Raw genomic sequence first — 21,639 nt, forward strand, 5'->3', positions numbered from 1 at the left:
GGTGGGGCGGTCTCAAGCCGGTTTTGCGGCAGGCACCGCGTCTCTCTCCCATTGCGACCACGGTCCACCTTGCGGTGAGCCGTGGTTTTCTTTGAGAGCTCTCCGATCGCCGCACCAAATTGGATCGGACGAAATATCCTTCCGCATTCGCGACGCGACGTGGCAGTCCTCGATCCGAGGTGCCTTCATTGGAACACATCAGACCCAGATTTTATCTTTGCAAGATTTTGGCTTGGCCGCGCGCGTCCGGCGGCAGGGGGCGCGTCAGGAGGCTACATCGTCAATCGGTAAGCCCCCGAGCCTCGCTCTGCAGCGACGGACTCTCTTAAGAGAGCGCGCCGAACAAACCCTTTCCTGAAACCGCTTGCAACCGGAGAACCTGTGGGGGCTCCGCCAGATAGGGTCCAAGGCCTTGCTTGACCTCGGCCGTGCTCGGGTTGCTCCGATGAGCGTCTTGAGCTTGCGCCGTCTGATAGGCTTCAAAGAGATAAACGGTATCGGGATCGTCGCTTCGACGCGAGACCAGGAACACGGTCGTGTCCTTCTCCATGTCGACATATCGCGTCTTCTGCTCGAGATACGCTAGAAGCTGATCCCCTGCGCCTGGGCGAGCTTTCAACAAGACGAGAGTCCCGACGCCTTCGAGTGACATTTCACTTTTCCTTCAGGTTTGAATTATGCGGAGGATGCCAATTCAAGCTCCGCATGCAGCAGGGCTCTGTTGGACAGAGCCCTGCGATTCCAGAGAGAGACGGATTTCCCCGACGCGCATCGCGCAAAGGGCAACCGGTATCCCTTTGTAAGGGGGATTAGAGGCCGCTTGCCTGCAGCAGATGAGACAGGGAAGCTTCCGCTTGGTGCACGACCTGTTCAGGATCAGCGACCAGGAGCTGCCCCTCGAACTTCGCAAACTTTCCATCGACCGTGACGTATTCGACGTTCTGGGGCCCGGCGGAATGAATGAGCGCCTGCTCGACCGAGCCGCGCGGGCTCATGTTGAGGGCGCGCATATCGACGACCATCAGATCCGCACGCTTGCCCGGTGTGACGGACCCTGTAATGCCGTCAATTCCGAGTGCTTTTGCGCCGCCCAAAGTTGCCGCATGCAGGAGATCCTTGTTTGTGATCTCCCCGCCCGAGAAATTGTCCATGAGCTTGGCGATCAACATGGATCGGAAGTTGTCGGCGGCGCCTGAGATCTTGACCGAGTCGAACGAGAGGCTCGTGATCACACCTGCCGAGGCCATCGCTTTGAACGGAGGGAGCGACTTGTACCAGATCGACGTGTACGGAGACATGCTCATCGCCACGCCTTGGTCGGCCAGCCGCCGCCATACCTCCTCGCCCCAATGGTACCCATGGATCATGAGAAGGTCGGGGCCGGCGACTTCATAGTATGCGTCGGGTTGCGATGTCAGATACGTGACATGGTGCGTGATCGGCAGCTGCTCGCGCCTGGCGAACTCCCACTCTTTCTCGCGCACCTCAGCAATCGCGCTCGGCCAACCGCACGGTCCCGTGCCGTCATTGTCATTGACACGCGATGCATAGCCAACCGTGATGAGATCGCTTGCCCACTCGCGGCGAGCGCGCAGAATGTCGGGGAGATCCGCTATCTGCTCATTCGGCAGGTGATGGTGATAACCGTAGGAGTAACGAGCGCGGATCCCAAGATCCGTCAGCGCCTGCAACTCCGCGTCGGCATGCAGGGGCGAGAGGACATTGTGCTCCCAGGCATGAGCGGTCGTAATGCCCGAATTGAGCATTTCCAAAGCGCACATCCGTACCGCGTTGTAGGAGTCTTCCGGACGGTAATGTGGGCTGACCTTTTCGGTCAGCGTGAGATAATCAAGCTCCAGGTTGCGCCACAGGGCATTCCACATGTGCGTGTGGGTGTCGATGAAGCCGGGAAGCACGACCTTTCCCTTGCCGTCGATGATCAGATCGGCATCCGCCTGGAGGTTGACGCCCACAGCTGCAATCTTGTCGCCGACAACGAGGACATCGGCGACCTCAAGATGGCCGATGGTTGCATCCATGCTTGCAACATAGGCCTCACGGATCAGAAACGATTTCCCTTGCGGCGCCTGCCGGTTCACTCGGCTCGAAGCGCTAATTGGAGTTCTGGCGGACGGCATACCCGCCATCCGCGAGGATGATCCGCCCGCTCCCGAAGCCATAAGAGGGCGGTGTGATCGGCGGCTCTGCCGATTCAACCCTCCTGCCGCGAAATATTGACGTTCTGCCGGATTTGGTCCGCACAAGATGCACATTGTTCCCTCCCCTGGGACATCAGGCGATCAATCGAAGTTGGTTCTTCGAGTGCTGCCTTTTTTGGAAATTTTTAGAAAGTTTCCATAAAATAATGTTACGGTCAAGGCGCGCGTCCGGCGCGGCAGGGGGGCGCGAAAAGGGGGAGGAGGGGAAACGGAATCTGGCTGCGGATTATTCAGCGCAGTGGCCGGGACAACAGTCGGCGCTCCGGACTGACGCAGTGCAGCGGGAACGACTCGACCAGCCCTGGGGAGACACGGTGAGCGCAGGATCGCAATCGATAACGTTCCCCGCGTGGGGGCGCAGCGTTACAGAGAGGCCGGCCTCAATCGAAGAACGAAGCGAGCGTGTCGGCGCAGCCTCGCTCGGTTCGCGAGGCTGGAGTCAAACCTCTTGCGGGATCGAGAGCCGACTGGTGTAGTCGAGAAGTTGACGGCGCACGCTGCCGTCAACGGCGAGCATGTCGTCGCGCGTCCCGATCAGCGTTACGGCGACTTCCGCATCGCCCTGCCAGTTGGTCACGGGGGCCGAGATGGCCTTCAGGCCGGGAATGAAGCGCCCGTCCACTTGCGCCACGCGATCGGTCCGGACTTGCGCGATGAGTCGGTCGATGCTCTCCGGCGTCGGGTCGAGATCAGGCCAGCTTATTCCTGCTTCGAGTGCACGCTCGACCTCCAATCTCAGACGCGCGGCAGTGAGACGGCGGGGCATGAAAGCGAGAAAGACTCTGCCGCTGGCGGAGCTCAGAAGCGGCAGCGTGCTTCCAAGGCCAAGGGACGTGATGGTGAAACTTGTTGTGCGCTCCCATCTCACGACGGTGGCGCCTTGGTTCCCCCAAACAGTCAGGAGAGCGGTCAAGCCCGTGGCGCTGCTGAGTTCTTCAAGTCCATCGGCTGAACGGTTGACGAAGTCATTCCGCCCGAGCGCCGCGAGGCCGATTTCCGCAGCGCTAGGGCCGAGGTCATAGCGCCCGGATCGTTCGCGCTGCACAACCAGGCCCGCGTGAACGAAACTCGCAAGGTATCGATGCGCCTTGCTTGCGGGCATGTTTGCCGCACGGGCGAGGTCCGTGAGGCTGACCGCATCGGGAAAGACGGCCAGGGCCCGGAGCAACGTGAGGGCGGCATCAAGGGCCTGAATGCCGCCTCTTGCGTTGCCTTCCGGTGCGCCATCGTCGCTCTCTTCATGAGCGACCTGCTTCACATCATCATTTTTTTGAAGTCTGCGTTGACGGGCTTTCCCTTCAACCGGCCGTCCTCGCCCAATGCCGCCCATGCTCGCACCTCAAATCCCTCGGCGACAGGTGTGCCGCCCACGCTCAGCCGATAGGCCACTTTGAATCGCTTCTCGTCCCACAAATCAATGGCCGCGACGATATCGAGATGATCATCATACCGGACGGGGCCTCTGAACTTGGCCCCGGTATCGACAATCGGCGTAACGGCGCCGAAGAGCCGCTTGAGCTCACGCTGGCTCAGTCCGCGCGACCGCAGGAAGCGCTGGAACGTGCAATCGAACCAATAAAAGTAATTGGGATAGAAGACGATTCCGGCCTCGTCGCAGTCGCCCCATTCCACAGTCACGCTGCTCTCAAACATCTCGGATCTCCGTAACACCCTTTCACGATAGCACTTGCACCTGATGAAATCTATTGTATCATGAGCAAAACAAGTCGTCCTGGGGAGGGCGTGCCGGTGCGAATAGCGGTTCTTGGGGGAGGGCCCGCGGGCCTTTACTTCTCCTACCTTTGGAAAAAGCGTCATCCGGAAGCCGAAATCACGTTGTTCGAGCAGAATCCTGCCGACGCGACCTTCGGCTTCGGGGTTGTCTTCTCTGATCGCGCCCTGGACTTCCTGAGGGCTGACGACCCGGAGACGGTGGATCTTGTCGCTCCGCGAATGGAGACGTGGCAAGACATCACTCTTGTCCATGAGGGCGAGCGCATTGCCATCGATGGGGTAGGCTTCTCAGCAATCGGACGACTGGAGCTTCTTTTGCTCCTGCAGGAACGCGTTTGTTCTGTCGGAATCGAGCCGCGATACAACGCCATTGTGCGATCGGTGGACGAGCTTGACGGCTTCGACCTGATCGTTGCTGCAGACGGCCTGAATTCCCTGGTTCGCAGGACGTTCGAAGGCGATTTCAAGACGTCCCTGTCCTACCTCGACAACAAATTTGTCTGGTACGGCACCACCAAACGCTTCGACACGTTGACGCAAACGTTCGTGACGACCGACGTCGGGACGTTCAATGCTCATCATTATCGCTATTCGCCGACAATGAGCACATTCATTGTCGAATGTGACCGCGCCACCTGGCTGCGCGCCGGTTTCGCTGAGATGTCCCAGGAGGACTCTCGCGCGTTTTGCGAAAACGTTTTCTCGGATGCGCTCGACGGGCAGGCACTGGTTTCCAACAAGTCCTTGTGGCGCAACTTTCCATGGCTTTGGAATGATCGCTGGTCGTTCCGCAACATGGTGCTTGTTGGCGACGCGCTCCACACGGCTCATTTTTCCATCGGCTCAGGAACGCGGCTGGCGCTGGAGGATGTCGTCGCCCTCGTGAAGGCCCTTGAGGACGAACCGAATAACTTGCGTGCGGGCCTTGAGCGCTACGAAGCTGTTCGCCGTCCGATCGTCGAAAAGCTCGTCAACGCCTCCAAGACGAGCGCTGCCTGGTATGAGAATTTCCCGAAGCATCTCCATCTTTCTCCGCTCGATTTCGCACACAGCTACATCACGCGGTCGGGCCGCATCGATAACGAACGATTGAGGATGATGTCGCCCCGTTTCATGGCGCAATACGACGCTGCCTGCCCGACAGCCGCAGCAGAATAACCAAACCCTGGAGGCCTCGATGCCAAACGCGCCAGCACAAGCACGCTGCGTCGATCCCGTTCCGCGAGAAACCCCTGGGGCACGCGAGATCGGCTTTAGAATTCCGGAGCGCTACAACGCGTCTCGACTCTTGTTCGACAATCTCGACAAGGGGAGGGGAGAGCGCCTGGCAGTCACGGGGCCTGCCGGTGAGCGGACCTACGCTGAACTCTGTTCCGAGGCTTCCCAGTTCGGGCACGCTCTCCTGTCTCTGGGCCTTGGCCTGGGCGACCGCGTACTTCTCTTTCTGGAGGACACACCCGCATACCCGGCGGTCTTCTTCGGTGCACTCCGCGCGGGCCTTGTGCCTCTCTTGATCAACACGCTTACACCTTCTGACCTCCTGCAATTCTATCTGTCGGATTCCGGCACGAGGGTGGCGGTATCGGATGCGGCATTCGCCGATCGGTTTGACGCGGTGGCGTGCGCCGGCACCAACCTGGAGACGCTCGTCGTCGTCAATGGCGATGCTCCCGGTGGATGCCCCGTGAAAACCATTGCCGCGGCATCCTGGGTCGAAAGTTTCCCGCGCACACTTGCGCCGGCAGACACGCATCGCGACGACATGGCGTTCTGGATGTACTCATCCGGATCGACGGGACGACCGAAGGGTATCGTGCATCTGCAGCACGACCTGGCCTACACGGCCGAAAGCTATTCACGCCACATCCTAGAACTGTCTGCCGACGATGTGTGCTTTTCGGTTCCCAAGATCTTTTTCGCGTATGGTCTCGGTAACTCCCTGACGTTTCCGTTTTCTGTCGGAGCGACAAGCGTTCTGCTGCCGGGGCAACCGAAGCCCTCTGCAATCTTTGAGACGATCAACAGGTACCGACCGACGGTCTTCTTCGGATTGCCGACGTTGTACACCGCACTCACCAAGGCTCCGGACGCGGGCACTGCCGATTTTTCGAGCCTGAGACTCGCCGTGTCCGCCGCAGAAATTCTCTCCGCCGAAGTCTTCAATGATTGGAAGGCCCTGACCGGCCGCGAGATCATCGAAGGTCTTGGATCGACCGAAGTGCTCCACATCTACCTGTCGAACACGGCCTCAACCAAAAAGCTCGGCGCCGCCGGTTGCCGCGTGCCGGGGTATGAGGTGACTCTCAAGGACAAGGAGGGTCGGGCGGTTTTGGCAGGCGAGGAAGGAATCCTCTGGGTCAGAGGCGACTCCAACACGCCATCTTATTGGAACCGTGCCGATAAAACGGCCGAGACCATACGCGATGGCGGGTGGATCTATACCGGCGATCGGTTCATTTGCGATGCCGACGGCTTTTACTTCTTCCGTGGCAGAGCCGACGATCTCGTGAAGATATCGGGCCAGTGGGTTTACCCGCTCGAAGTTGAGCTCTGTCTTGCGGACCATCCTGCCGTCAGGGAGTGCGCGGTTCTCGCCATCGAGCTTCCCGATCGCCGCATGACTTTGAAGGCGTTCGTCGTCGTCAACGATCAGAGCATCGAGCACGAACAGACGACGCGTCTTTTGCAGGATTTCGTCAAGTCGAAGCTCCTTCCATACAAATATCCGCGTGCCATCGAGTTCCTGAAGGAGCTGCCGAAGACGGGCACCGGAAAAATAGACCGCCAAAGCCTCCTGAAATCCGGCCACGTTTCCCGCACGGCATAGAAAGAATTTTCTTATGGAACCGAATGTGCAGCAAACTCCTGAGCGCCTTGCGTTCTACAACAAGATCGACCAGCAGAACATGTCGGCGCTCTGGAATGTCATGGGCGCTTTGATCACCCCGGAACCTCGAAGCGCTTGCCAGCCGTCTCTCTGGCGCTTCGATGCCATTCGGGATTATATGCTCGAAGCCGGAGCTCTGATTACGGCGAAGGAAGCTGAGCGTCGCGTCCTGATCTTGGAGAATCCCGGACTGCGCGGCCAGTCCAAGATCACCACGTCGCTGTATGCCGGCGTTCAATTGGTGCAGCCGGGTGAGGTCGCTCCCGCCCACCGTCATAGCCAGTCCGCCCTTAGGTTCGTTCTGGAGGGAAAGGGCGCGCATACGGCTGTCGACGGCGAGCGAACCGTGATGGAGCCGGGCGACTTCGTCATCACGCCGTCCTTCACATGGCATGATCACGGGAACTCCTCATCCGAGCCGATGTTCTGGCTCGATGGTCTCGACATTCCGCTGGTTCAGTTCTTCGACGCATCGTTTGCCGAAGGTCTTGATGAAGACGAGCAACCGATCAAGCGTGCGGCCGGGGATTCGTTCGCAAGATACGGTCACAACCTCCTGCCCGTGGGATTGAAGCGCGCATCCAAAACTTCGCCCGTGTTCAACTATCCCTATCAACACACCCGCGAGGCCCTTGAGGTCGCCAAGCGTCAGGACGAGTGGGATCCGTGCCACGGCCTGAAGTTGCGCTACACCAATCCGGTAACGGGCGACTATGCCATGCCGACCATTGGCACCTTCATTCAGCTTCTGCCGAAAGGCTTCTCGACATCGCGGTACCGCTCCACCGATGCAACCGTCTTCGTGCCCATCGAGGGACGCGGCCGGACGCGCGTCGGCGACAAGGTCTTCGAGTGGGGACCGAAGGACATCTTCATCGTGCCGAGCTGGCAATGGGTGACGCACGAGGCCGATGAGGAGGCCGTCATGTTCAGCTACTCCGACCGGCCCGTGCAGGAAAAACTCGACCTGTTCCGCGAAGATCGCGGCAACGTTTGAAAAGAGATCGATCAATGACCCGTTTTATCTTTACTCCGGCGGAGGTCCCGTCGGTCGCCGTGCATGGCGAAGAGGGACGCTTCCCCATTCGGCGGATCTTCTGCGTCGGGCGAAATTATGCGGCACACGCACGAGAGATGGGTAAGGATCCGGAACGGGAACCCCCCTTCTTTTTCACGAAGCCTTCCGACGCTGTCGTCGATAACGGCGCGAAGATTCCGTATCCGCCGGAAACATCGAACTTCCACTACGAGATCGAGCTCGTTGTGGCGATCGGAACTGCGGGAGAGAATGTTCCTGTCGAGAAAGCGCTCGATCTGGTTTACGGATACGCGGTCGGGATAGACCTCACGCGCCGGGACCTCCAGCTCGAGGCGCGGGACAAAGGACGGCCGTGGGACTGGGGCAAAGCGTTCGATCAGTCCGCTCCTTGCGCGCCGATCCACAGGGCGCAATCCGTCGGACATCCGGCTACGGGGCGTATCTGGTTGGCAGTCAACGGTGAGATCAGGCAGGACGCCGATGTTTCGGAACTGATCTGGCCGGTCGCCGACATCGTGTCCATTCTCTCGCGCTCCATGAAGTTGAAGCCGGGCGATCTGATTTACACTGGCACGCCTGCCGGGGTCGGGGCGATTCTCCCAGGGGATACGGTGACCGGCGGTATCGATGGGTTGGGCGAGATCGCGATCACCATCGAAGCAGGGTCGCGGGCCGCCGGGCGAAAGGTTGCCTGAGGCGATGACCCCGATCCTTCACAACTACTTCCGGAGCTCGACATCCTTTCGCGTGCGCGTTGCGCTCGCTCTCAAGGGTGTCGAGTACGAGTACCGTGCCTACCATCTGCGGAAAGGCGAACAGAAGGGGACGGAATATCGGGCGATCAACCCGCAAGGTCTCGTGCCGGCCCTCACATGGACCGATGGGAGCGTCTACACGCAATCCCTCGCCATTATCGAGTTCCTGGACGAGGCTATTCCCGAGCCGCCGCTGCTGCCGCGCCATCCCGCTCATCGTGCCCGTGTCCGTTCGCTCGCCCAGATGATCGCGATGGATATCCACCCTATCAATAATCTGCGCGTTCTCGATGTGCTCCGCACCCGCTTCGGTGCGGACGATGACGCCGTTGCCGAGTGGTTTCGCCTTTGGGTCGGCGAGACCTTCGGGACACTCGAGCACCGACTGGCGCAAGAGCCGGAAACCGGCGCGTTCTGCCACGGCAACGACGTTACCATCGCCGATCTGTGTCTCGTCGCGCAGGTTGCAAATAATGCCCGGTTCGATGTCGACATGACCGCCTATCCGACGATCCGACGTATTTACGAGACCTGCATGGCTCTCCCGGCCTTCCAAGGGGCCGCCCCTCGCCATCAACCCGATGCGGAGTAACTGAGTAACCCAGGCGGCCGCACTGAATTGACATAGGTCATGAGACATACGGGCGGAATCGGGCGCGACGAAGCCTCCGTCAATTCACGAGGAGGCGACCCGGTGCGTGCACAGCGGAGTTGCAGACGCCCGTCATCCTCACCCGCCACCGCTTTCCCGGTGAGGCGAGCGGTTCTCCTCTTTGATCACGATGCAATTGGAATTTTTTCCGTCGACCCGTGGCCTCCGTGACCGCAGGTCGTCCATTTGACGACGCCGTTCGGCCTCATTTAATCTGAACTGGTACAGCGCTTGCGCGGTAGGCGTTGAAATGGACTTGCCGATTGGCGCATGCCACGAGCCAGGCATATTTCATCCTCGGTGCTGGCCGTTCAGCGCCTAAGGTTCTCGTCACGCCTCACAGCAATCGCATTGACCCTGGAGCTAGCGATGTCCAAGCCGCCCTATAGAACCCGCTCGACAACCGATCCGCTCAAAGCAGCGGAAGCCGCGTTCAAAAAAGTGACGACCAAGCCTGCGGAACCAGCGCCGAAGGCGCCGTCTATTCCGGGCGCAAAGGAGATGGTGTCCTTGCGTATTGATCGCGACGTTCTCGATTACTTTCAGGAGGATGGGCCGGGCTGGCAGGACAGGATCAACGAGGCCCTGAGGAAGGCCGCCGGGAAGTAGGCTTTCTCCGACTGGGGCCGGTCGTGCCGTGAGGCGCTGGCAAATTTCCCGGTAATTGTTGATCCGATCGACAAGAACCGTCTCTTCCGTTGCGTAAGTTGACGCGAAATGCCAACGGTGACGTGCAGCAACAAACTCATTTAAGGGGCAATGGAATGGGCGAGGCATCGATCTGGCACGGGGCTATCGTTCTGATCTTCATCGTGCTTCCAATCGTCCTTCCCATCGTCCTGAAGCTTTGCGGCGTCGGCGCGAAGCGCATCATGATGAAGAACCATGTCACCGGACAGCTCAAGTCGGGCTTTTATGGGTATTCCTGGACCTACTTGCTGTTCGGCTTTTGGGTGCCGTTGATCAGAGGCGAGCTCGGAGTGGCCGCTCTCCATCTCCTGTTCTCGCTCGTGACCATGGGGCTCTGGCAGCTGATCGTGAGCTTCCTCTACAACAAACAATACACAAACCGCCTGATCGAAAAGGGGTTTAGGTTCTCAGAGACGCTTGAGAAGAACCAGCTCGCGGCCGCCTCTGTCGGTGTCGATCTCGCCATTCATCAGGGGCATGCGGCTCAGGCTTGAAAACAGTTTGCGAGAGCGGCTGTCTGTTTCCTCGCATTTCGCAATCGATCTGGCGGGCCATCCCGCCAGCTCAGATGTCAGTCGAGATCGGTTGCCGACGCGGATGGCGGAAGGGCGGATCGATAGCCGAAATAAGCGCTCAAGATCGCTGCTAAAGAGCAGATGAGAGCGACCAGGCCAAATCCACCGATCATCGCCCGTGCGTAAAGTGTCGGCAGCGATGCGATGAATCCACTGTCGAATGAGGTTGGAACAGGCAGGGGTGCCCCGAAGGTCGCCTGCGCGAAAAGCGCTTTTGTTCGCATGTCGGCAGACATCGCAGAGGCTTGGAAGCCGATTGTCGCGATGGCGCCGAGGCCCGCGACCGCGATGAGGCCAGCGACGCGTGAGATCGCGTTGTTGATGCCCGACGCAACGCCTGCTCGCTCGGTCGAGACGGCGTTCATCACCGTCGTCGAGAGGGGCGCGACGGTGATGCCCATCCCAAACCCCATGAGCAGCATGACGGGAACGATGGCGGACCAGTAGCTGCCGTTCGCGACGGCGGGGATGAGCAGCGCGAAACTGATTCCCGTCAGAATGGGTCCCACGGTCAGGAGAATCCGGGCGCCGAACCGATCCGCCAGCACGCCGCCCGATCGGGAGAGCAGGGCCATCACCACGGTGAAAGGCAGGAACACGGAGCCGGCTTCAGCCGCCGAGTAACCGTGCGCCTCGATGAGCGTGGTGGGAAGAAAGAACAGGGCCCCGGCCAGGGCGAAGTAGAGCAGGAGCGTCAACGCGTTGACGGAAGCAAACGCTCGGACATGAAAAAGATCGAGGGGCATCATCGGGGCGTCCGCTCGTCTCTCATGCATGACGAACGCGACGAGAAGCACCGCGCCGGAGAGCGTGGCGAGAGGTGCGATCGCCTGATTGCCGGCCGTCTCTCCGAGCGCCGTCAGGCCGTAGGTCAGCGCTCCCAGACCCGTCACGGCGAGAGCAGCCCCCGGCCAGTCCATCCGGGTATCCGCCGAGGCGGGCCTCGCGGGCACGTGCCGCCAACACAGCCACAAGGCCAGTGCGGCGACCGGGACGTTGATCCAGAAGATCGCCTGCCACGGTCCGATATCGATCAGCCAGCCTCCGAGGATGGGTCCGAGCGCTGCGGCGATGCCGGAGGCCGCCGCCCAGGTTCCGATCGCCTTTCCACGCTCGGCCGGGGGGAAGTTGGTGCTGATCAGCGCCAGCGAGCCGGGCACCATCAGGGCCCCGCCAATCCCTTGCACAGAGCGGGCAGCGATCAGCATGTCCGCCGATCCGGCAAGACCGCACCAGAGGGAAGCGAGGCCGAACAGACCGATTCCAATCATGAAGATCCGCTTGAGCCCGTAGGCATCGCCCGCCGCGCCGCCCAGCAGGAGCAGGGCGGAGAGGGTGAGGGCGTAGGCATTGGTGATCCACTGCACCTGAGAAAGTGAGGCGCCCAGGCTCTCGCGCATCCGAGGGATGGCGACGGTAATCACCGTGCCGTCGATGAAGGCGAGGCTGGAGGCCAAAATCGCCGCCCAGATGACATAAGACCTGGCCTCGACCGGACAGGGACGGTCCATGAGAGGGCGTTCCTCGTTCGGCCCCTATGCTAACGCGGAACGGCCGAAGGCTGAACCATTGTTTCGGGGGTATTGCTTCGCGGCCAACGCATTGTGCAAATGCGAAGAAGTGGGTTGTCATCTCAAGCCGCGCCGGACATAGACAGCCTCGCACAGGGTGCCTCTGCGCCCGAGACATCCGATCGTTGAGGAGTGATGGAATGCTGACTGTTGGCGATACGTTTCCGAATTTTAAGCTGAAAGCCGCGAAGGCCGGACCCGAGGGCCTGAACCTCAAGGATCCCTTCGTCGAGATCTCCAACGAGTCGGATGCGGGTCAATGGAAGGTCGTGTTCTTCTGGCCGAAGGACTTCACCTTCGTCTGCCCGACCGAGATCGTCGCGTTCAGCAAGATGGCCCGTGACTTCGCGGACCGCGATTGCGTCATTTACGGCGTGTCCACGGACAACGAGTTCGTGCATGTGAACTGGCGCTTGAACCACGCCGAGCTGAAGAACCTCGAGATTCCGATGCTCGCCGACATCAAGCGTGAATTGTCCGCCGCTTGCGGCATCCTCGACAAGAATGAGGGCGTCGCCCTGCGCGCCACGTTCATCGTCGATCCCGACGGCATCATCCGCTTTGTCTCGGTCAACGATCTGTCGGTCGGCCGTAACCCGGCTGAAGTGATGCGCGTTCTCGATGCCCTGCAGAGCGACGAGCTCTGCCCGTGCAACTGGAACAAGGGCGACGATTACCTGAAGCCCGCTGCGTAAATGGTTATCGGGCCCGCGATCCCCCGATCGCGGGCCTTTCTCGTTTGAAGGATGTAACGCATGTCGCTGGATGCGCTGAAAGATCGGATTCCTGATTACGCCAAGGATATCAGGCTGAATCTGGGTTCCCTTGCCACCGAACCGAGCCTGACCACGCAGCAACGCGCCGGCTGCTTCATCGCCGCCGCGCTGGCCTCCCGCAACGCGGAGGTGACGCGGATGGTGCTGGCCGAGTTCGGCCCGCAGCTCAGCCCCGAGGCCCTGAATGCCGCCAAGGCGGCGGCCTCGATCATGGGCATGAACAACATCTATTACCGCTTCGTCCACATGGCCGGAGGCGACTACGCCACCATGCCCGCCCGCCTGCGCATGAACGTCATCGGACGTCCGGGCATCGACAAGGCGGATTTCGAGCTGTGGTCCCTGGTGGTTTCCGCCATCAACGGCTGCGAGATGTGCGTGAAGAGCCACGAAGAGGTGGTGCGTTCCGCAGGCCTCACGCAGGAACAGGTCCAGTCCTCGGTGCGGATTGCGGCGACGGTTCACGCGGTGGCAGCGACCCTCGACGGCGAGGCTGCGTTCTTCCAGCCCATGGCCGACGCCGCCGAGTAGAGCGCGAACAAGCCGGGGCGAGGGGAAGCGGCCTTCCCGAAGCCCTGGTCCGCCCGCGACGGAGCGCGACAATAGGGGGGCGATTGTCCCTCGCCGGAGCAACCCTCCCATTCGTCGCGGCCTCTGGCTGGGTCTTTGGGAGGCCGCTAAGCAACGGCCAGGGCATTTTCGCCCGCTGACAGGCCGCTTGCATCGTGACTGAAATCCGCCATCCAGACCCGCATTTCCCTCACGACGTCGCGATGGACCTCGCCGATGAGCAGCTGATCGATGCCGAAATCGACAGCACCCCACCGCCGGAACCGACCGTTGCCCAAGGCCAGCTTGGCCGTGTGCTACTCGGCGTCAGCCTCATTCTGATCGCTTTCAATCTTCGGCCTGTCTTTTCCAGCCTCTCGGTTCTTCTGCCTGAGATTATGCAGGCGACGGGCCTGTCGCCGTCGAGCGCCAGTTTGATGACGACGTTGCCGGTCCTGTGCCTTGGGCTCTTCGCGCCCATAGCGCCCATTCTGGCCCGGCGATACGGGGCGGAACGCACGATCCTTGCGGTTCTGGTGCTGCTTGCGTTCGGAACCGGTCTGCGTGGGCTTGCAAGCGTACCGGCGCTTTTGGTCGGCTCAGTCTTCGCGGGAGCGAGCATCGCCATCGTCAATGTCCTGCTGCCGGGCCTCGTGAAGCGGGATTTCCCGACCCATGCGGCGATGATGACAGGGCTCTTCACGATGGCCCTGTGCGCGGGTGCCGCGAGCGCTGCCGGCTTCACCGTTCCGCTCGAACATCTCCTCAACGGGTCGTGGCCTCTGGCTCTCGCGGCGTGGGCAATCCCGGTGGTTGTCGTGACTCTTCTTTGGGCCCCGCAGGCGCTGCTCTCGAAGGGGCATGCACGCGGGGTCGGGCCTCATGTGAGCGGTCTCTGGCGGGACAAGCTCGCCTGGCAGGTCACGCTCTTCATGGGCCTTCAATCGGCCCTGGCCTATTGCGTCTTCGGCTGGCTCGCGCCGATCCTGCGCGAACGCGGGCTCGACGCGGTGACGGCTGGGGTCGTCGTGTCGGTGTCGGTTCTGGTCCAGATGGCGGCGTGCCTGCTGGTGCCGTCCATCGCCGTTCGGGGGCGTGATCAGCGGCTCATCAATGTGGCGCTCGTCGTCTGCGCCGTCATCGGCCTCTTGGGCTGTCTCTTCGCCCCGCTCTCGACGGTCTGGATCTGGGCGATGGTGCAGGGTGTGGGACAAGGCGGCCTGATCGCAGTCGCCATGACGCTGATTATCCTGCGGTCGCCGGATGCTCACGTGGCGGCCCAGCTCTCCGGCATGGCGCAGGGCGTTGGCTATGTGCTGGCCGCGTGCGGCCCGCTTATCGTCGGATTCCTGCGCGACTGGACCGGAAGTTTCCGGTCCACGGCCATCCTGTTCCTGGCGATCGGTCTCGGTGCGGCCCTTTGCGGCCTTGGGGCAGGCCGCGCCAGGCATGTTGGCGAGAAAGAAGGCGTCTGACTCAGACCCGGGTCAGCGCCTCGGTCAGATCGTTCAGCAGGTCCTGCTGATGCTCCAATCCGACGGAGAGGCGGACAAGCCCATCGAAAATGCCCATTTCGGCGCGCAATTCCGGCGAGAAACGCTGATGCGTCGTGGTGGCTGGATGCGTAACGAGGCTCTTCGCGTCGCCGAGATTGTTCGAGATATGGACCAGCTTGAGCGCGTTCATGAACCGGAACGCGGCGTCCTTCCCGCCCTCGACCTCGATCGCGATCATCGTCGAGCCGCCGCTCATCTGGCGCTTGATCAGCTCGGCCTGGGGATGGTCGGAGCGACCGGGATAGGTCAGCCGCCGGACCTTCGGATGGTTGTAGAGGGAATCGGCGAGGAAGCCCGCGGTTTCCGTCTGACGCGCCACCCGCAAGGGGAGCGTTTCCAGACCTTTTAAAAGAACCCAGGCATTGAAGGGGGAGATCGAAGGGCCCGTCATGCGCAGAAATTGCTGCAGCGGACCTTCAATGAATGCGGTGGAGGACAGGATCACGCCGCCGAGACATCGCCCCTGACCGTCGATGTGCTTGGTCGCAGAATAGACGACGATGTCGGCGCCGAGTTCGAGCGGCTTCTGGAAAAGCGGCGTGGCGAACACGTTATCGACGGTAAGCGTCGCGCCCCCCGCATGGGCGATCTCCGCCACGCCCGCGATGTCGATGATCTCGAGGCTTGGGTTGGACGGCGTTTCAAGCAGGCAAACCTTGGTTTCCGGCCGCATCGCCTGACGCCACTGGTCGAGGTCGGGACCGTCCACGAGCGTACAGCCGACGCCGAAGCGCGGCAGGAAATCCTCCACCACCCAGCGGCAGGAACCGAACAGGGCACGGGCGGCGACCACATGGTCGCCGGCTTGAACCTGGCTGACGATGGCCGCCGTTACGGCCGCCATCCCCGTCGCCGTGGCGCGGGCGGCTTGTGCCCCCTCCAGCGACGCAATCCGCTGCTCGAAAGCGGCGATCGTCGGGTTGGAATAGCGCGTATAGCTGTAGCCGGGTTCCTCGTTCAGGAACCGCCGCTCGGCGCTCTCGGCGCTTTCATACACGAAGCCCTGTGTGAGAAAGAGGGCTTCCGACGTTTCGCCGAAAGGCGTGCGCTCCTGGCCCTCGTGAACGAGGCGGGTCTCAAGGTGATAGTCCGGGCGTCGATATGTGGTCATGCGCCATTTTTAAAATCGTTCTTTAAAAAGAACAATCGTTTTTCGCGCAAAAATTTTTCTCAACCGCCCTGCGCAATGCGAAGAAGATACTGTCCATAGGTGCTTTTGGAGAGTTCCTGTCCCAATCGGGTCAATTGGTCCCGGTCAATCCAGCCCAGGCTGAAGGCGATTTCTTCCGGGCAGGCGATGCGGAAACCCTGGCGTTTTTCAAGCGCGCGGACGAACTCGGACGCTTCGACGAGGGTGTCCGGGGTGCCCGTGTCGAGCCAGGCGAAGCCGCGTCCCATCCGCTGCACCTGGAGTTGACCGCGCTCCAGATAGGCGCGGTTGACGTCCGTGATTTCCAGTTCGCCGCGTGCCGAGGGCTTCAGGCCGGCCGCGATCTCGACCACCTGATTGTCGTAGAAGTAGAGGCCCGTCACCGCCCAATTGGATTTCGGCTTCGCGGGCTTTTCCTCGATGGAGATGGCCTTGTCATCCTTGTTGAATTCGATGACGCCGTACCGCTCGGGATCGGTGACGTGATAGGCGAAGACGGTCGCGCCGGTCTTTTGCGCGCGGGCCGCGCGCATGAGTTCTGGCAGGCCGTGTCCAAAATACACGTTGTCGCCAAGGATCAGAACCGAGGGGCCCCCGGCGACGAACTCCGCGCCGATGATATAGGCCTGCGCCAGACCTTCCGGCTTCGGCTGCTCCATGTAGGACAGGCGGATACCCCAACGCTCGCCACTTCCGAGTAATTGCCTGAATTTGGGCAGGTCGTCCGGCGTCGAGATGACGAGGATATCCCGCACGCCCGCCAGCATGAGCGTGGTGAGGGGGTAATAAATCATCGGCTTGTCGTAGATCGGCAGAAGCTGCTTCGACGTGACATAGGTCATCGGATGAAGCCGCGTGCCGGAGCCTCCCGCGAGAATGATGCCCTTCATCGATGGGTCTCCTGGGCGTGGGCCTCATCGAGGAGGCGTTTGACGCATGGTTCGAGGGAGGCGCGCCACGGCGGAAGCCTGATGCCATGAACCCGCGCGAGCTTGGTGCAATCGAGCTGAGAATTGGCGGGCCGCCGTGCGGGCGTGGGATAGTCCGAGGTCTTGATCGGCCGAACGCGGGCGCTCGGTCCGCCTAACTGAGCGGACTGCGCGAAGATCTCCGAAGCGAACTCGGCCCAGTTGGCGGAGCCTGTTCCGGTCATGTGAAAGATGCCGCGCAGGCCCTTGTCCTCGGGCCGCGCAATCAAGTTGCGCGCGACCGCGATGACGCCGTCCGCGATGTCAAAGGCGCTGGTCGGGGCACCGACCTGATCCGCGACGACGCCCAGTTCGTCGCGCTCGCGGGCGAGACGCAGCATCGTCTTCACGAAGTTCTTGCCGAAGGGGCTGTAGACCCAGGCTGTCCGGAGGATCGCGTAGTTCGCCATCTCGGCGGCCACGGCCTCCTCGCCCAACAGCTTCGAACGGCCATAAACACCCAACGGATGCGTTTCATCGTCCTCACGATAGGGGCGAGTGGCGGTGCCGTCGAACACGTAATCCGTCGATAGCTGGATCATCGGCACGTTCATCGCGGCCGCCGCACCGGCAACCGCGCCCGCGCCGATGCCGTTGATGGCGTCGGCCAGTTCGGGCTCGGCCTCGGCTTGATCGACAGCGGTGTAGGCGGCCGCGTTCACGATCACGTCGCCGCCGGTCTCCGACAGAATGTCCTCGATGCCCGAAGGATCGGCGAGATCGAGCAGGGGGCGCGCGAGCAGAACTGTCGTCGCTCCGTGGCCCGGAGCGCGCTCGGCAAGGGCGCGGGCCACCTGACCTTCTTTGCCGATGACGATGATGCGCACGGGCTGAGAACCTTATGAGAAGCTGATCTGCAGATCGGCGAGCAAAGGATTCTTGGTGTCCTTGTCCGACAGGATGGCACGCCCCGCATCGACCGGCCAAGGGATACCAAGCGCCGGGTCGTTCCAGGCGAGCCCCCGATCATGGGCGGCCGAATAATGCGCTGATACCTTGTAGTGAACCTCGGTGTTGGGTTCGAGCGTGCAGAAGCCGTGCGCGAAGCCGACGGGGACGAGGAGCTGGAGTCTGTTCTCGGCCGAGAGTTCCACGGCCACATGCCAGCCGTAAGTCGGCGAGGAGCGTCTGAGATCGACCGCGACGTCGAGAATGCGGCCGCGCCCGACCCGCACGAGTTTCGTCTGCGCGAAAGGCGCGAGCTGGAAATGGAGACCGCGCACGGTGCCGGCTTCGGCTGAAAGAGAGAAGTTGTCCTGGACGAATTCGTCCTCGATCCCCACCGCGCGAAACGCCTGCCGGTTATAGGTCTCCGTGAAGAAACCGCGCTGATCCCCGAAAGCCTTGGTCCGCACGATCTTCACGTCAGGCAGGGCACTTGGTTCGACTTCGACCACGGCGGGCTTTCTCCTCGGCAGGGAAGAGCTTCACGATAACATGCCACTGCCACAGATAGGGCTTAGGCCACAATCCCCAACCCCAATCCCAGTCCCTTACGCCAACCCTTGTCCCAGCCGCTCGCCGCGGTAAACGCCTGAGCGCACCCGCTCCCACCAATCGCGGTTGGCCAGATACCATTCCACGGTCTTGCGCAGGCCGGATTCGAACGTCTCGGCCGGGCGCCAGCCGAGATCGCGCTCGATCTTCGAGGCGTCGATGGCATAGCGCAGGTCGTGCCCGGGCCGGTCGCTCACATAGGTGATGAGGTTTTCGCGGGAGCCAATGGATTGGTCGGGAGCCAGTTCATCGATGAGCGTACAGATGGCGCGCACGACGTCGATGTTCGTGCGCTCGTTGTGCCCGCCGATGGCGTAAGTCTCGCCGGGGCGGCCTCGGTCCGCGGTGAGAATCAAGGCTCTGGCATGATCGTCCACGAACAGCCAGTCGCGCACGTTCTCTCCCTTGCCGTAAACGGGCAAGGGCTTGCCCTCCAGCGCGTTGAGGATGATCAGCGGGATCAACTTTTCCGGAAAGTGATAGGGGCCGTAATTGTTGGAGCAGTTCGTGACCACCGTTGGCAGACCATAGGTATGGTGCCAGGCGCGCACGAAATGGTCGGACGCCGCCTTCGAGGCGGAGTAGGGCGAACTCGGCTGATAAGGGTATTCCTCGTGGAAGAACCCTTCCTCGCCCAACGAGCCGAAGACCTCGTCGGTGGAAATGTGGTGAAAGCGGAAGGCTTTCTGGCGCTCCGGCGAGAGGCCGCGCCAATAGGCCAGCGCCGCCTGGAGCATGGAATAGGTGCCGATGACATTCGTCTGCAGGAACTCGCCGGGCCCGTCGATCGAGCGGTCCACATGGCTTTCCGCCGCCAGATGCATGACGACGTCCGGTTGATATTCAGCGATGACGGACCGCATCCGGTCGAGATCGGCCACATCGGCCTGTTCGAAACGATAGCGCGGGTTGTTGGCGACGGGCTTCAGGGAATCGAGATTGCCCGCATAGGTGAGCTTGTCGACGACCAGCACCTCGTGTGGCGTGTCGCGAACGAGCATGCGGGCCACCGCAGAGCCGATGAATCCCGCGCCGCCTGTCACAAGAAACCGCTTCATGACGCCTCTTCCCGAATGGTCGCCCTCCCTGACTGGCCAGGGAGGGCCGGAGTGTGATGCGGGTTTTAGTTGCCGATGGCAACGCCTTCCCGGCGGCTGTCCGCTCCGCCGATCAGGCCGGCGGGCGTCACGACGATAGCGTGAATGCCGGAATTCTGGTCGATCAGCTTGACGTCGTGGCCTTTGGCCTCAAGCGCCGCCTTCCAGGCTTCGGACTCCGTGCCGGCTTCCAATTCGGTCGGGCCGTTGCGGCTGCCGATATTGGGAAGGTCGGCGGCGACTTGCGGATCGAGCTTCCAATCGAGGATGCCGACCAGGGTCTTGGCCACGTAGTTGATGATCAGGCTGCCGCCGGGCGAGCCGACGACCGCATAGAGCTTGTTGCCGTTGTCGAGCACGATGGTCGGTGCCATCGAGCTGCGGGGCCGCTTGTTGGCTTCGACCCGGTTCGCCACCGGCTTGCCGTCTTCAACGGTCGTGAAGGAGAAGTCCGTCAGCTCGTTGTTGAGCAGGAAGCCGCTCTTGGTCATGAGCCGCGCGCCGAACCCATCCTCGATGGTCGTGGTCATCGAGACCGCGTTGCCGTTGCGGTCGACGATCGACATATGGCTCGTGCCGTATTCGATGCCGTCCGACGCACCCCAGAGGAAGGTTTTCTGGAACGGCGGCTCGCCGGGCTTGGCCTTGCCCATGGACTTGTTCGGATCGACCAGAGCCGCGCGGCTCTTGAGATAGCCGGGATCAGTCAGGCCCTTGACGGGCACGCTGACGAAAGCGGGGTCGGCGACATAAAGCCCCCGGTCGGCGAAGGCGAGGCGGCCCGCTTCCGAAATCCAGTGCACCGCGTCGGGACCCGGCTTCATGGCGGCCATGTCCTGGGTCTCGAGCACGCCCAGGATCTGCTGCACGGCGATCTGGCCGGAGCTCGGCGGCCCCATGCCGCAGATTTTATAGACTCGGTAGGGACCGCAGACCGCCGGTCGTTCCTCGACCACGTAGCTCTTGAGATCGTCGAGGGTCATGTCGCCCGGATTGATCGCATGGCCGGTGACGGTCGCCACGATGTCCTGGGCGATGTCGCCCGTGTAGAACGCATCCGCTCCCTTGTCCGCGATGGCGCGCAGGGTCTGAGCGAAGGCCGGGTTCTTGAGCACCGTTCCGACCGCCTTGGGCTTGCCCTCGGCGTCATAAAAATAGGCGCGGGCCAAAGGATCGTTCTGGAGATACTTTTCTTGGGAGAGCAACCCGTTGAGGCGCGGCGAGATGGTGAAGCCGTTCTCGGCCAGACGGATGGCGGGTTCGATCACCTGCTTCCAGGGCAGCTTGCCCCACTTCTTATGGGCGATCTCGATGAGACGGATTGTCCCAGGAACGCCGACCGAGCGGCCGCCGACGACGGCATCGTAGAATTTCATCGGCTTCCCATCGGGACCGAGAAAGCGTTCGGGCTTCGCCGCGGCGGGAGCTTTCTCGCGGCCGTCGAGGGTGGTCATGGCCGTTCCATCCCAGAACACCATGAAGGCACCGCCGCCGATGCCGGAGCTTTGCGGCTCGACCAGATTGAGAACCAACTGCACGGCGACCGCCGCATCCGCAGCACTTCCTCCGGCGGCGAGAATTTCGCGGCCGGCCTGGGCGGCGAGGGGGTTAGCTGCCGCGACCATGTCCTTGGTCGCCACGCTGGTGGATTTTGCCGTGCGGCCCGTCGGGGCTTCCGGTGAAGGCGCGACAGGTTGTGCGAAAGCCGGAATTGAAAGGGGCGCGCCGGCCAGAAGGCCAAGCCCGATCAGGCTTCGCCATAGGGGTCCTCGAACGATCATGTCTTTGTTTCCTCTGGTCTTGCCGCCCGGCAAGGAGCCACGCGGGCCTCCAGCCTAACAAAGGATCCTTCGCGCGCGCCACACTCATTCGGGGAGGTTTTTGCGCTCGGAATGACACATTCTTGCCTAGGTGTGCCATCACG

21 protein-coding genes are annotated in these 21,639 nt (G+C 61.7%); 10 read left to right on the forward strand and 11 right to left on the reverse strand.

Annotated features, from left to right (window positions below):
* Positions 1–325 precede the first annotated feature (325 nt).
* The 4 genes from I2H38_RS15910 to I2H38_RS15925 form a co-directional block, all read right to left on the reverse strand.
* Positions 326–652 carry a putative quinol monooxygenase gene (locus I2H38_RS15910; RefSeq protein WP_196272842.1) on the reverse strand — a complete coding sequence of 109 codons (327 nt, stop codon included), beginning with the start codon at positions 650–652 and terminating at the stop codon, positions 326–328.
* Between the two features lie 157 nt (positions 653–809).
* The gene (locus tag I2H38_RS15915) at positions 810–2,039 is read right to left on the reverse strand and encodes an amidohydrolase family protein (protein WP_196272843.1); all 1,230 of its coding nucleotides are present in this window, start codon (positions 2,037–2,039) and stop codon (positions 810–812) included.
* A 619-nt stretch (positions 2,040–2,658) separates the two neighbouring features.
* Positions 2,659–3,477: an IclR family transcriptional regulator gene (locus I2H38_RS15920; protein ID WP_324617417.1), complete on the reverse strand. Its 819-nt coding sequence runs from the start codon at positions 3,475–3,477 to the stop codon at positions 2,659–2,661.
* Positions 3,474–3,872 carry an acyl-CoA thioesterase gene (locus I2H38_RS15925; protein ID WP_196272845.1) on the reverse strand — a complete coding sequence of 133 codons (399 nt, stop codon included), beginning with the start codon at positions 3,870–3,872 and terminating at the stop codon, positions 3,474–3,476. The genes I2H38_RS15920 and I2H38_RS15925 overlap by 4 nt, the downstream gene beginning before the upstream one ends.
* Before the next feature lie 96 nt (positions 3,873–3,968).
* Here I2H38_RS15925 and I2H38_RS15930 point away from each other — a divergent pair, with 96 nt between their 5' ends.
* From I2H38_RS15930 to I2H38_RS15960, 7 genes are all read left to right on the forward strand, one after another.
* Complete coding sequence (locus tag I2H38_RS15930) at positions 3,969–5,111, forward strand: FAD-dependent monooxygenase (protein ID WP_196272902.1); 1,143 nt, start codon at positions 3,969–3,971, stop codon at positions 5,109–5,111.
* A gap of 19 nt (positions 5,112–5,130) precedes the next feature.
* Positions 5,131–6,780: a benzoate-CoA ligase family protein gene (locus I2H38_RS15935; RefSeq protein ID WP_196272846.1), complete on the forward strand. Its 1,650-nt coding sequence runs from the start codon at positions 5,131–5,133 to the stop codon at positions 6,778–6,780.
* 13 nt (positions 6,781–6,793) lie between these two features.
* The gene (gtdA, locus tag I2H38_RS15940; RefSeq protein WP_196272847.1) at positions 6,794–7,837 is read left to right on the forward strand and encodes a gentisate 1,2-dioxygenase; all 1,044 of its coding nucleotides are present in this window, start codon (positions 6,794–6,796) and stop codon (positions 7,835–7,837) included.
* Positions 7,838–7,851: 14 nt separating this feature from the next.
* Positions 7,852–8,574 carry a fumarylacetoacetate hydrolase family protein gene (locus I2H38_RS15945; protein ID WP_196272848.1) on the forward strand — a complete coding sequence of 241 codons (723 nt, stop codon included), beginning with the start codon at positions 7,852–7,854 and terminating at the stop codon, positions 8,572–8,574.
* Between the two features lie 4 nt (positions 8,575–8,578).
* Complete coding sequence (maiA, locus tag I2H38_RS15950; protein ID WP_196272849.1) at positions 8,579–9,226, forward strand: maleylacetoacetate isomerase; 648 nt, start codon at positions 8,579–8,581, stop codon at positions 9,224–9,226.
* A gap of 429 nt (positions 9,227–9,655) precedes the next feature.
* Positions 9,656–9,895, forward strand: a complete 240-nt coding sequence (locus I2H38_RS15955) for a BrnA antitoxin family protein (RefSeq protein WP_196272850.1) — start codon at positions 9,656–9,658, stop codon at positions 9,893–9,895.
* A 155-nt stretch (positions 9,896–10,050) separates the two neighbouring features.
* Complete coding sequence (locus I2H38_RS15960; protein ID WP_196272851.1) at positions 10,051–10,470, forward strand: hypothetical protein; 420 nt, start codon at positions 10,051–10,053, stop codon at positions 10,468–10,470.
* Between the two features lie 77 nt (positions 10,471–10,547).
* Here I2H38_RS15960 and I2H38_RS15965 read toward each other — a convergent pair whose 3' ends face one another.
* Positions 10,548–12,062 carry a DHA2 family efflux MFS transporter permease subunit gene (locus I2H38_RS15965; RefSeq protein WP_196272852.1) on the reverse strand — a complete coding sequence of 505 codons (1,515 nt, stop codon included), beginning with the start codon at positions 12,060–12,062 and terminating at the stop codon, positions 10,548–10,550.
* 200 nt (positions 12,063–12,262) lie between these two features.
* Here I2H38_RS15965 and I2H38_RS15970 point away from each other — a divergent pair, with 200 nt between their 5' ends.
* From I2H38_RS15970 to I2H38_RS15980, 3 genes are all read left to right on the forward strand, one after another.
* Positions 12,263–12,817: a peroxiredoxin gene (locus tag I2H38_RS15970; RefSeq protein WP_196272853.1), complete on the forward strand. Its 555-nt coding sequence runs from the start codon at positions 12,263–12,265 to the stop codon at positions 12,815–12,817.
* 60 nt (positions 12,818–12,877) lie between these two features.
* On the forward strand, positions 12,878–13,429 hold the full coding sequence (locus I2H38_RS15975; protein WP_196272854.1) for a carboxymuconolactone decarboxylase family protein: 552 nt from the start codon (positions 12,878–12,880) through the stop codon (positions 13,427–13,429).
* 242 nt (positions 13,430–13,671) lie between these two features.
* Positions 13,672–14,922 carry a CynX/NimT family MFS transporter gene (locus tag I2H38_RS15980; RefSeq protein WP_196272903.1) on the forward strand — a complete coding sequence of 417 codons (1,251 nt, stop codon included), beginning with the start codon at positions 13,672–13,674 and terminating at the stop codon, positions 14,920–14,922.
* 1 nt (position 14,923) lies between these two features.
* Here the strand turns inward: I2H38_RS15980 and I2H38_RS15985 are convergent, their stop codons facing one another.
* The 6 genes from I2H38_RS15985 to ggt all read right to left on the reverse strand — a co-directional run bounded on the left by I2H38_RS15985 (position 14,924) and on the right by ggt (position 21,496).
* On the reverse strand, positions 14,924–16,114 hold the full coding sequence (locus tag I2H38_RS15985) for an O-succinylhomoserine sulfhydrylase (protein ID WP_196272855.1): 1,191 nt from the start codon (positions 16,112–16,114) through the stop codon (positions 14,924–14,926).
* A gap of 59 nt (positions 16,115–16,173) precedes the next feature.
* Positions 16,174–17,043 (reverse strand): glucose-1-phosphate thymidylyltransferase RfbA, encoded by an 870-nt coding sequence (gene rfbA, locus I2H38_RS15990; protein WP_196272856.1) that lies wholly within the window; start codon positions 17,041–17,043, stop codon positions 16,174–16,176.
* Positions 17,040–17,948 (reverse strand): dTDP-4-dehydrorhamnose reductase, encoded by a 909-nt coding sequence (rfbD, locus tag I2H38_RS15995; protein ID WP_196272857.1) that lies wholly within the window; start codon positions 17,946–17,948, stop codon positions 17,040–17,042. The genes rfbA and rfbD overlap by 4 nt, the downstream gene beginning before the upstream one ends.
* Before the next feature lie 12 nt (positions 17,949–17,960).
* Positions 17,961–18,518, reverse strand: a complete 558-nt coding sequence (gene rfbC / locus I2H38_RS16000) for a dTDP-4-dehydrorhamnose 3,5-epimerase (RefSeq protein ID WP_196272858.1) — start codon at positions 18,516–18,518, stop codon at positions 17,961–17,963.
* A gap of 96 nt (positions 18,519–18,614) precedes the next feature.
* Complete coding sequence (rfbB, locus tag I2H38_RS16005; RefSeq protein WP_196272859.1) at positions 18,615–19,676, reverse strand: dTDP-glucose 4,6-dehydratase; 1,062 nt, start codon at positions 19,674–19,676, stop codon at positions 18,615–18,617.
* A gap of 65 nt (positions 19,677–19,741) precedes the next feature.
* Positions 19,742–21,496 (reverse strand): gamma-glutamyltransferase, encoded by a 1,755-nt coding sequence (gene ggt, locus I2H38_RS16010; protein ID WP_196272860.1) that lies wholly within the window; start codon positions 21,494–21,496, stop codon positions 19,742–19,744.
* Between the last annotated feature and the right edge of the window lie 143 nt (positions 21,497–21,639).

Source organism: Microvirga alba (genome assembly GCF_015694465.1).
Taxonomy (GTDB): Bacteria; Pseudomonadota; Alphaproteobacteria; order Rhizobiales; family Beijerinckiaceae; genus Microvirga; species Microvirga alba.